Source organism: Streptomyces sp. NPDC030862 (assembly GCF_055571835.1).
Genome location: NZ_JBVIEN010000007.1, coordinates 106,594 through 117,183, shown reverse-complemented (window position 1 = coordinate 117,183; position 10,590 = coordinate 106,594). Strand labels below are relative to the sequence as shown.

7 protein-coding genes are annotated in these 10,590 nt (G+C 76.7%); 4 read left to right on the top strand and 3 right to left on the bottom strand.

Annotated elements, in window-relative coordinates; genetic code table 11:
• Positions 1-214: 214 nt before the first annotated feature.
• Positions 215-694, bottom strand: a complete 480-nt coding sequence (locus ACZ42X_RS19970) for a DUF6098 family protein (RefSeq protein ID WP_468291541.1) — start codon at positions 692-694, stop codon at positions 215-217.
• A 255-nt stretch (positions 695-949) separates the two neighbouring features.
• On the opposite strand from ACZ42X_RS19970, the gene bdeA reads away from it, so the two are divergent.
• The 4 genes from bdeA (at position 950) to ACZ42X_RS19950 (ending at position 6,852) form a co-directional block, all read left to right on the top strand.
• On the top strand, positions 950-1,771 hold the full coding sequence (gene bdeA, locus ACZ42X_RS19965) for a bis(hydroxyethyl) terephthalate hydrolase (RefSeq protein ID WP_468292406.1): 822 nt from the start codon (positions 950-952) through the stop codon (positions 1,769-1,771).
• 100 nt (positions 1,772-1,871) lie between these two features.
• Positions 1,872-4,664 (top strand): helix-turn-helix transcriptional regulator, encoded by a 2,793-nt coding sequence (locus ACZ42X_RS19960; RefSeq protein ID WP_468291538.1) that lies wholly within the window; start codon positions 1,872-1,874, stop codon positions 4,662-4,664.
• Positions 4,665-4,758: 94 nt separating this feature from the next.
• Positions 4,759-6,045 (top strand): outer membrane protein assembly factor BamB family protein, encoded by a 1,287-nt coding sequence (locus ACZ42X_RS19955; RefSeq protein ID WP_468291536.1) that lies wholly within the window; start codon positions 4,759-4,761, stop codon positions 6,043-6,045.
• A gap of 183 nt (positions 6,046-6,228) precedes the next feature.
• Entirely contained in the window at positions 6,229-6,852 is a 624-nt protein-coding gene (locus ACZ42X_RS19950; RefSeq protein ID WP_468291533.1) for a response regulator transcription factor, read from the top strand.
• Between the two features lie 10 nt (positions 6,853-6,862).
• Here the strand turns inward: ACZ42X_RS19950 and ACZ42X_RS19945 are convergent, their stop codons facing one another.
• Together ACZ42X_RS19945 and ACZ42X_RS19940 are read right to left on the bottom strand one after the other, a co-directional pair.
• Entirely contained in the window at positions 6,863-8,617 is a 1,755-nt protein-coding gene (locus ACZ42X_RS19945; RefSeq protein ID WP_468291530.1) for an ATP-binding cassette domain-containing protein, read from the bottom strand.
• On the bottom strand, positions 8,614-10,401 hold the full coding sequence (locus ACZ42X_RS19940; protein ID WP_468291527.1) for an ABC transporter ATP-binding protein: 1,788 nt from the start codon (positions 10,399-10,401) through the stop codon (positions 8,614-8,616). The genes ACZ42X_RS19945 and ACZ42X_RS19940 overlap by 4 nt, the downstream gene beginning before the upstream one ends.
• Positions 10,402-10,590 lie beyond the last annotated feature (189 nt).

Genomic DNA, 10,590 nt, shown 5'->3' with positions numbered 1-10,590 from the left:
GGGCAAAAAGGGACCCCCCCCAGAACGGGGGGAACGCCGAAGGGGAGGAAGAAGAGGAGGGGGGGGGGGTTGGCCCCCGGGGGGGTCTCCCGCCTCTGTTGCCCCCCCCGCGCCGTGGCTGCGTGATCCGTGGCTGTGGACATGCGGTCCGTTTTCCCTGGTGGGCCGGGAGCACGCGGGACGTTCGTCCCGTCCGCGCCGGGCCGGGCGGGCCTCACCTGCGCATGGGGCCCCAGGGGCGGCGCTGGCGCGCGACCTCGCGCTCGGCCTCCTCGATGACCTGGAGGTCGATCCAGCAGACCGGCTCGATGTCGCGGAGCAGCGGCTCGTTGTCCGGGCCGCGGGCCACCTCGCGGCCGCGCAGGGCCCAGGGGCGTACGTCGCCGTCCCGCTCTTCGCGCAGGTGGCAGTAGTCGTAGAGGCGCCGGGCCACCCACAGCCGCACGGGGCGGTCCTCCCACCACGTCTCGATCTGGAGGGGGTTCGCCGAGAGGCCGGGCATGGTGATGCCGGTGAGGTGGTCGGCGCTGTGCGTGTCCTTCACGTCGTCGGCAGGGCTGCGGGACCACCGGACGTAGAGCTCGCCGTGGCGTTCCACCAGGTCGCCCAGTTCCGCGAGGCTGCTCACCGTGGGCAGCTCGGTCACGCCGTCGGGGGCCGTCCTGCGGCCGGTCGCCGCGTCGGTGTGGTTCATGGGGGGTCACGCTCCTCGTCGTACCGAGCGTCCTACCGGGACGTCCGCCGCGTACCCCTGGTGACGACCGGTGATTCCACCGATGCCGGTGTGGCGCGGGCGCCGGGACAGTGGCACCCCAGCGAACACGGCGGTTCCGCCCGGTGGTGATCCTGTCACCGCGAGCACTCCGGGCTGCCCCGCCACGACCGAGAGGACGACTCAGTCGTGAAGAGATCCACCCTGGCGGCGTTCATCGCCACCACCTGTCTTGGCATGACCCTGACCATCACACCGGGCGCGCAGGCCGCCGAGAACCCCTACGAGCGCGGCCCGGCACCGACCACCGCGAGCATCGAAGCCGTACGCGGCCCCTACGCAGTCTCCCAGACGGAGGTCTCCTCCCTGGCGGTCACCGGATTCGGCGGGGGCACCATCTACTACCCCACCACCACCGCCGACGGCACCTTCGGAGCCGTGGCCGTCTCCCCCGGCTTCACCGGGACCCAGTCCTCCATCGCCTGGTACGGCCCCCGGCTCGCCTCGCAGGGCTTCGTGGTCTTCACCATCGACACCAACACCACCCTCGACCAGCCGGACAGCCGCGGCCGCCAGCTCCTCGCCGCGCTGGACTACCTGACGCAGCGCAGCTCCGTACGCGGCCGGATCGACGCCACCCGGCTCGGCGTGATGGGCCACTCCATGGGCGGCGGCGGCTCGCTGGAGGCCGCCAAGAGCCGGCCGTCCCTCCAGGCCGCGATACCGCTCACCGCCTGGAACACCGACAAGAGCTGGCCGGAGATCACGACGCCGACGCTGCTCATCGGCGCCGACAACGACACGGTCGCGCCGGTCTCCTCGCACTCGGAGCCGTTCTACACGAGCCTGCCGAGCACGCTCGACAAGGCCTACCTGGAGCTGAACAACGCCGGCCACTTCGCGCCGAACACCTCCGACACCACGATCGCCAAGTACAGCATTTCGTGGCTCAAGCGGTTCATCGACAACGACACCCGCTACGAGCAGTTCCTCTGCCCGATCCCGCGGCCGAGCCTGACCATCGAGGAGTACCGGGGCACCTGTCCGCACACCTCGTGACACCGGGACGCGGTGCCCGGGCACAGAGTTGGACCGGCGGCGTTGGGCGCGTGCCCAACGCCGCTTCCGGCTGTCGTTACGCGGAAGTAACGTGCCGTGTGTGACCGGGATATACGGCCGGAGCGCTGAACTCGACGCCGTGGCGGCCCTGCTGGAGCGGGTGCGGTCCGGCCACGGGGGCGCCCTCCTCGTCGCCGGAGAGCCCGGCCTCGGCCGCACCGCGCTCCTCGACCACGCCGCCGCGCGGTTCGGGGGCTGCGGGCGCGTGGCGCACACGCGGGCGGTGGCGGCCGAGCGGGGCGTTCCGTACAGCGGGGTGCACGCGCTGCTCTCCGCCGCCGGGGTCCGCGGGGCGGCCGGTGTCCTGCGCGGCGGGCTGGAGCCGGGCGGACTGGCCGAGCTGCTGCGCGGGGCCGCCCCGGAGGCACGCCCCCTGCTGGTGTGCGTCGACGACGCGCACCTGTGGGACACCCCGTCGCGCGCCGCGCTCGGCTTCGCGGCCCGGCGCCCCGGGTCGCTGCGTACCGTCGGGCTGCTGGTGTCCGTGGCCGCGCACCGGGCGCGGGACCCCGAGTTCGCGGGGGTGCCGGTGGTGCGCCTCGCGCCGCTCGCCGATCGGGCCATGGCCGCTCTGGTGGACGAGCTGGTGGACGAGCTGGTGGACGAGTCGGCGGGCGAGGTGACCGGTGGCGGTGCCGATCCGGCGGTGCGGGAGGAGCTGCTGCGGGAGCTGCGGTACGAGACCGAGGGCAATCCCGCGCTCGTCGCGGCGGTCGTCGGGTCCCTCACCCCGGCGCAGCTCACCGGGGGCGCGCCGCTGCCCCGGCCGCTCGTCGACGGCGGCACGCTCTCGCGGACGTTCGGCGGGCGGCTGTCGGGGCTGCCGCCCGACACCGGGTTCATGGTGCTGCTGGCGGCCGCCGCGCAGGAGCTCGCGCCGGGAGGCGGCGGCGCGGACGCGGCCGTGGTGCTGCGGGCCGCCCGGGCCGCCGGGATCGGGCCCGGGGCGCTGGACGCGGCCGAGGCGGCGGGCGTCCTGGGGATCGGTGAGGAGACGATCCGGTTCGAGAGCGCGCTGCTGCGGCGCACGGTCCTCGCGGGGGCCCCGCTGTCGCGGCGGCGCACCGCGCACGCACTGCTCGCCGCGGCCCTCGGCGGCGAGGACCACCGGCTGCCGCACCTCCTCCACCGCGCCCTCGCCGCCGAGGGGCCGGACGCGGACCTGGCGGCGGCGCTGGAGGCGGCCGCGGAGGCGGACGGCACGCCGCCGGAGCGGGCGTCGGCCCTGGCCCGCGCCGCCGAGCTCAGCGGCGACGACGCCGCCCGGGCGGCGCGGCTGACGGCGGCCGCCGAGCTCGCCGTGGCGGCCGGGGATCCGCGGCACGCGCGGGAGTTGCTCGCCGCCACGCGGCAAGCCGCGCACGGAGCCGTGCGCGGCCGGGCCGAGCTGGTGCGCGGCAGCCTCGCGCTGTACGACGGCCCCGTCGCCGACGCCCACGCGGAGCTGCTGGTGGCGGCCGCGCTGCTGGGCCCGTACGACCCGGAGCGCGCGCTGGCCGCGCGGCTCGCCGCCGTCGAGGCCGGGTGGGCGATGGGCGATGTGGCGGCATGCCTGGCCGCGCTCGGCGGTGAGGGAGGGCCGCCGGACCGTTCGCCCGACGAGCCCGGGGTGTCGTACGACTACCGGACCGGGCTGTACGCGGCGCTCGGCGGGCGGCTGGACCGGGCGCGGGAGCCGCTGCGCCGGGTGGTGCGCCGGGCGGCGGGGGACGACGACCCCGTACGGCTGCTGCGGGCCGGGGCCGCCGCGCTGGTGCTCGGCGACAGCGCGGGCGCCTGCCGCGCCGGTGCCCGCGCGCTGGCGCTCGCCCGGGCCCGGGGCCTGACCGCGCTGGAGCCCCGGGTGCTGGAGCACCTGGCGTACGCGGAGCTGCGGGCCGGGCGGCACGCGCTGGCGCGGGCGCACGCACGGCAGGGCCTGTGCGGGGCCCACCGGGCCGGGCTGCGCAACGTCGTCGCGCACCAGCACGCCGTACTCGCGCTGGTCGCGTCGGTGGAGGGCGACGCCGGGGCCGTGGCGCGCCACGTGGGGCACGCCCTGGCGGTCGCGCGGGCGCACGGCCTGACCCAGGCCGCCACGCTCGCCGAATGGGCGGCGGCCCGCGCCGATCTCGGACGGGGGCGGGCGGCCGACGCCGCCGCCCGGCTCGGGCCGCTGGTGCGGCCGGGGCCGCGCCGGGGCCACTTCGGCGTGCGGATGCTCGCCGTGCCGTGCTTCGTCGAGGCGGCCGTGCCGGCCGGGCTGTGCGGGGACGCGCGGGCGGCGGCCGCGGAGTTCGCCGTCTGGGCGGCGCTCGGCGCCGACGCGCAGGCCCCGGCGCAGCTGGCGCGGTGCCGGGCGCTGCTCGCGTGTGAGGCGGCGGAGGCGGACGCCCTCTTCCGGGAGGCGCTGCGCCGCCACGAGGAGGCGGGCGGCGACTTCGAGACCGCGCGCACGCTGCTGCTGTACGGCAAGTGGCTGCGGCGCCGACGCCGTCCGCGCGAGGCGCGCGGCAGGCTGCGGGACGCCCTCGTCGCCTTCGAACGGTGCGGCGCCCGCCCCTGGGCCGAGCAGACGCGGGCCGAACTCCGCGCCACCGGTGAGGCGTCGGGGCCCCGGCGCGAAGCGGCCGGGGTGCTTCCCGTACTGACGCCGCAGCAGTTGCGGATCGCGCGCTGCGTCGCCGAGGGGGCCACGAACCGCGAGGTGGCCGCCTGGCTGTCGATCAGCCCGCGCACCGTCGACCACCACCTGCGCAACGTCTTCGCGCTGCTCCAGGTGCGCTCCCGGGTCGAGCTGGCGCGGCTGATGGACCGGGCCGACGAGGTGGACGGGGCCGTGGCGTACGAGTAGGCGTGGGAGCCGCGGCTGTCCGCCCTCCGGCTGCCATCCGTCCCTCCCCGCCGGCTGTTCGTATGATGATCGCCGCCAACGGAGGGGGAGCGGGATGAGCTCGCGGCTGACCTGGATACTGATCAAGCTCGGCGTGGTGCTGGTCGTGGTCGGCGCGCTCACCGCGGGGTGCCTTTCCACCACGGGCCGCTTCCCGGGCGACTCGATGGACGTCCGCTGGAGCACCCCCGCCGACCGCACCGACTCGGACCACGGCAACGGCGTCTGGCTGTCCGGCGACACCCTCGTGCGCAGCCGCTTCGACGCCGTGACCGGCTTCGACGCCCGTACCGGCAAGCGGGCCTGGGAGTACGTGCCGCCCGGACGCTCGGAGATCTGCGGTGGCGACGCCGACGAGGCCGCGGCCGTGCTGGTGGTGGTCCGTGACGCGGACGGCGCTTCCGAGAAGCCCGGGGAGTGCGCCACCATCGTGGCGATCGACGTGAAAAACGGTCGCGAACTCTGGCACGCCGCCACGGCCTACGTTCCCGGCGATCCGAACTCCGAGCGCGAGAGGGTGGCCGTGGCCGGCGGAGTCGCCGTGCTCGGCGAGCAGGTGCCCCGCGCCCTGGACGTGCGCACCGGCCGGGTGCGGTGGACCGCGGCCGTCCCCGAGGACTGCTTCGCGAGCCGGTTCGGCACGGCCGAGCGCCGGGTCGCCGCGGTGCTCGCCTGCGGTGGCGACAAGGAAGGCTCGGACGACGCGTCCCGCCGCAACGGCGAACTGCACGCCGCCGCCTTCGACCCGGCCACCGGCAAGCTGCTCTGGTCGACCCCGCTGAGCGCCCGCCGCCCGCTGCTCGCCGGGAGCACGCCGGCCCACGTGGTGTCCGCGGACCCGTTGGTGGTGGCCGGACCGGAGGCGTACTACTCGTTCGGCAAGGACGGCCGCGCCCAGCCCGCCATCGACTACAAGGGCGACTACGGCGCCATCGGCGGGACCAGTTCGCACACCAGCCCCCTGTCGTTCGAGGTCGCGGTGGACGGCGGCAGGCTCTACGCCCTGGGCGATCACCACAGCAGGTACTACGACCACACGCTGGTCGCCTTCGACCTGGCGACCGGTGAGATCGCCTGGGGCGGCACGGACGAGCACATCGACGGCGCCAAGGCCTACGACCTGCTCGTCCAGGACGGAAAAGTCACCGTGCTCACCGAGGCGGACGAGCACATGTTCGCCGACGGCGACCTGTTCGTCTTCGACGCCGCCACCGGCGAGGAGCTCGACAACCGCGGCTTCCACGACCAGGTCGGGGGCGTGCTGTTCGACTACCGGGGGCTGTTGATCACCGGTGCGGCGGGGTACCGGTCCTCGCCCTTCACCGCGTACGAGCGGTCCTGACGGTCCCGTCGGACGGGAGGGGGGCGCACGGGCGCGCATGGGTCGCACAGGGGGCGCCCGCTGGTCCGTACCACGCGCCCCGTACGCCCCAGCGAATGGTTCCTGCGCCCGCGTCCGGGGCAGTCGCATGTGTGGCATGCGAGCGCCCGGGAGCGCCGGGCCACCATCGGGAGGGGAACCGCCATGACCAAGGTGCTTGTCCTGCACAGCGTCGCCCTGTTGCGGTCGGCGCTGGCGGCGCTGCTCACCAGGGAATCGGAGGGGTCGGAGGAGTCGTTCGAGGTCTCCACCGGCGGCTGGTGCACGGCGCTGCGGGAGACGGAGTCGTTACGGCCCGACGTGTGCGTGGTCGACCTCGACTGTCCGGGCACCGCGACGCTGTGGGAGGACGGACGCTCCGGCGGCGGTACGGGCCTCGGCTCCCGCATCGGGCTGCTGGTGCTCGCCTCGGCGGGACGCCCCGGGGCGCTGCGCAAGGCCTTCGAAGCCAGGGCGCTGGGCTACGTCGACAAGGACGGTTCTCCACGCCGCCTGGTGAGGGCCATCCGCAAAGTCGCGGCAGGCGAGCGGTTCGTCGACGAATCGCTCGCCTTCGGTTTTCTGGAGGCGTCCCGGATGCCGCTGACCGCCCGGGAGTTGAGCGTCCTGGCCCGGGCGGCGGAGGGCGAGTCCATCGCCGAGATAGCGAGAGGGCTGCATCTGTCCAACGGCACCGTGCGCAACTACATGGCGTCGGCCACGCGGAAGGTCGGCGCACGCAACCGCATTGACGCCATCCGTATCTCGCAGGGCGCGGGGTGGGTGTGAGGTCGGCCCCTCAGGGCCGGTGGGAGACGCCCGCGAGATCGCGGTAGAGCGGCGACGTGTCCAGCAGCTCCTCGTGCGGCGCGCACGCCGCCCGCGTACCGTCCAGCACCAGGACGCGGTCCGCCCGTACGGCCGACGACAGCCGGTGGGCGACGACGACCAGGGTGCCCGGGCGCGCGGCGAGCGTGCGCTCCGCGTGTTCCTCGGTCTCCGGGTCCAGGTGGCAGGTCGCCTCGTCGAGGAGGAGCAGCGGGGCCGCGGAGAGGTGGGCGCGGGCCAGGGCCAGGAGCTGCCGCTCCCCCTGCGACAGCCTGCCGGGATCCACCACCGCGTCGAGGCCGCCGAGGCGCCGCACCAGGGGTTCGATGCGGAGCGCCGCGACGGTCTCCTCCACCTCGGCGGGCCGCGCGCCGGGCCGCAGGTAGCGGAGGTTGTCCAGGACCGTGCCGCTGAAGACGTGGGCCTGCTGCGGCAGCAGGACGCGGCGCGGGTCCGGTCCGGGCGGGCCGTCGTGCGCGCGTACGGGGGCGCCGTCGACGAGGACCGTGCCCCCGGTCGGGGTGAGCAGCCCGGCCAGCACCGCCGTCAGCGTGGACTTCCCGATGCCGCTGGGGCCGACCACCGCGAGGTGCTCCCCCGGCTCGACGACCAGGTCGAGGCCGTCGAGCACGGGGCGGGCGCGGGGGCCGTACGCGAAGGTGACACCGTGCAGTTCGACGGCGGCGGCCGCACTGCCGCCGGGGCGAGGGCTTTGCCGTAGGGGCGGCACAGCGCCCGGGAGCGCCGGCTCCTCCGTGCCGAACCGGTCCAGCACCACCAGGAGCCGGGTCCCCGCCGCGCCCAGCGCCGTCATCAGCGTGTGCAGCGCGGGCAGCAGCGCCTGGACGAGGTAGGTGAGCGCGCCGAGCAGGGCCCCCGCGGTGACCCCGCGCCCGAGCAGCCACGGCGTCGCCACCAGCAGGGCCACGACCGGCAGCCGCCCCGCCGCGCCCAGCGCGAGGGTGCGCACCCCCGCCCACCGGGCGAGGCGGCGCGACAGGCGCGCCTCCGTGCCGATCAGTGCGCCCACGTCCTCGGCGACCCGGTCCTCCCCGCCGCACGCCACCACGTCGCGGAGCCCCGCCCCCACCGCGCCGACCCGGGCGGACAGGGCCTCGTCCGTGTCGAGGAAGGCCCGCTGCGCGGCGGCCATCGGCGCCAGGGTGGCGAGGAACAGCAGCAGTCCCAGCAGCAGCGGCGGCACCACCACGAGCAGCAGCGCGGGCGCCAGCGAGGCCATCCCGACCAGCGCGCCCAGCGCCGTGAAGACGAACGAGCGGGCGGTGAGGACGAGTCCCGCGAAACTGTCCCGGGCCATCTCCGTCTGGTGCACGAGCCGCGAGACCGCCGCGCTGTTCGTGGCGGCCGCGCCGTCCGACCGCGCCGGGTCGGACACCGCCGCGGCCAGGGCCTGCGACACCGCCCGGCGCACCAGCCCGTCCCGCAGCGGCTCCACCAGACCGGCGAGCCCCGCGAACACCCCGCGTACGGCGAAGCCGCCCAGCAGCGCCGCGGCCGCGGCGACCGCCAGCCACAGCAGGCCGGTGCCGGTACGCCCCGCGAGGAAACCGTCGTCCAGGGCGCGGGCGACGCCGTAACCGGTGAGGAAGGTGTGGGCCGATTCCAGCAGCGACCAGCCGGCCAGGGTGAGCAGGTCGCGCCGTCGGCGCAGCAGGAAGCGGCGCCCCTGCGGGAGGACGCGGCGCAGCGGGCCCTGGCGCGTCATGACGCGGTCGCGTCGCTCGTCGCGGTTCCGTCGGTGACCGCGGTCCCGTCGGTCGCCGCGGTCCCGTCGGTTGTCGCGGTCCCGTCGGTCGCCGCGGCGAAGACCGCCCGGTAGGCCGGGTCCCGCCACAGCTCCGGGTGCGGCCCGGTGGCGCGTACACGGCCTGCATCCAGCCAGATCACCAGGTCGGCGCGGGCCGCCGAGGAGAGCCGGTGGGCGATCACGAGCCGGGTGCCGTGGCGTACGTCGCGGGTCAGCGCCCGCTGGACCTCCCGTTCGGTGAGGGTGTCCAGGCTGGACGTGGCGTCGTCGAGGATCAGCAGCCGCCCGGCGTGCGCGAACGCGCGTGCCAGGCCCAGGCGTTGGAGCTCCCCGCCGGACAGCGGCGCATCCGGGAGCGGGGTGCCGTAACCGCCGGGCAACCGCTCGATGAAACCGTCCGCGCCCGCCGCGCGGGCCGCCGCGCGCAGGGCGTCGGCCGGCGGCGTGCGCGCGCCGAAGGCCAGGGCGTCCGCGACCGTCGCGCCGAACAGCGCCGGGCGCGCGAAGGCGTAGCCGACCTCGCGGCGGAGCTCTCCCCGGTCGAGGGAGCGCAGCGGGACGCCGTCGAGCAGGACCTCGCCGTCGTCGGGGTCGGTGAGCCGGCCCGCGACGGCCGCCAACAGCGACTTGCCCGCCCCCGAGCGGCCGACCACCGCGACCGTCGCGCCGCCGGGCACCACGACGTCGATGCCGTGCAGCACGGCCGTTCCGTCGCGTGCGACGCCGACGCCGCGCAGCACGAGCGTGCCGGGGCCGCCCGGGGGCAGGCCCCCCGTCCCGTACGCGAGGGGCGGCAGCGTCAGCGGCTCGGTCGTGCGGCGGGCGGCGGTCCGGCCCCGGACCAGGGCGCCCAGCAGCCCGGCCACCGCGCCGACGCCCGCGGCGAGCGCCGCGTACCGCGAGGCCGCCAGCAGCTCGCCGACGCCGAGGGCGCCGGACGCGAGGCGCAGCCCGCCGACGGCGAGGACGAGGCAGACGAGCAGCGGCATCAGCACACCGCTGCGGGCGACGGCGGCGCCGTACACGCGCCACATCCGCCGCCCCTCGGCGCCGAGTTCGGGCAGCGTGGACAGGACGCGCCGCCGCTCGTACGCGGCGGTCCCGGCGGCGGCGACGGTACGCGCCCCGGCGAGGGCCTCGACGAGGCGGTCCGCGATGCCCGACTGCACGCGCTGGTAACGGGCGACGCTGTCGGAGGAGTGGCGGGCGAACGCGCGCAGCAGGAGCAGGAGCAGGGGTACGCCGGCGAGGAAGGCGGCCGCCGTGCGCCAGTCGATGAGGAACAGCGCCACCAGCGCGCCCAGCGGCGGGAGCACCGACGCGGCGGCGCTCGCGGCGGTGGCGGGGACCGTGCCGGCCTCGGTGGCGTTGGCGGTGAGCCGTGTCGCCAGGTCCCCGGGCGGGAAGCGCGCGGTCGCGTGGTGCGGGGCGGTGCGCAGCAGCCGGGCGAGGACGTGCGTGCGCAGCCGGGCCGTCGTCCGGGCGTTGGTCACGCCGGTCAGCCACGCCACGGCGGCGTCGAGCACCAGGTCGGCGCTGATGAGGACGGCGCACAGCGCGACCCAGCGGGGCGCGGCGGGCGCGCCGGCGAGCAGCAGGTCGAGGGTGTGCCCGATGGCGGCGGGTTCGGCGAGGGTGGCGGAGGCGGAGGCGAGGGAGCAGAGGAGGAGCGCCGCGGCGTGGACGGCGCTGGGGCGGGCGGCGCGGAGGAGCGCGGCGTCTGCGGGGGCCGGCCTGGGCATCCGGGACGTGTCCTTCCTCGTCGGTTCCCGGCCCCGGGGCCGTGCCCGGCGGGGCGTGCGGGAGTCGGCATGGGGCCGGGGCACGCCGCGCCGCGCGCGACGGAGCCGGCCCCAGGGGGGGGGGGGGGGGGGGGGGAGGGGGGGGGGGGGGGGGGGGAGGAGGGGGGGGGGAGGGGGAGGGGAGAGGAG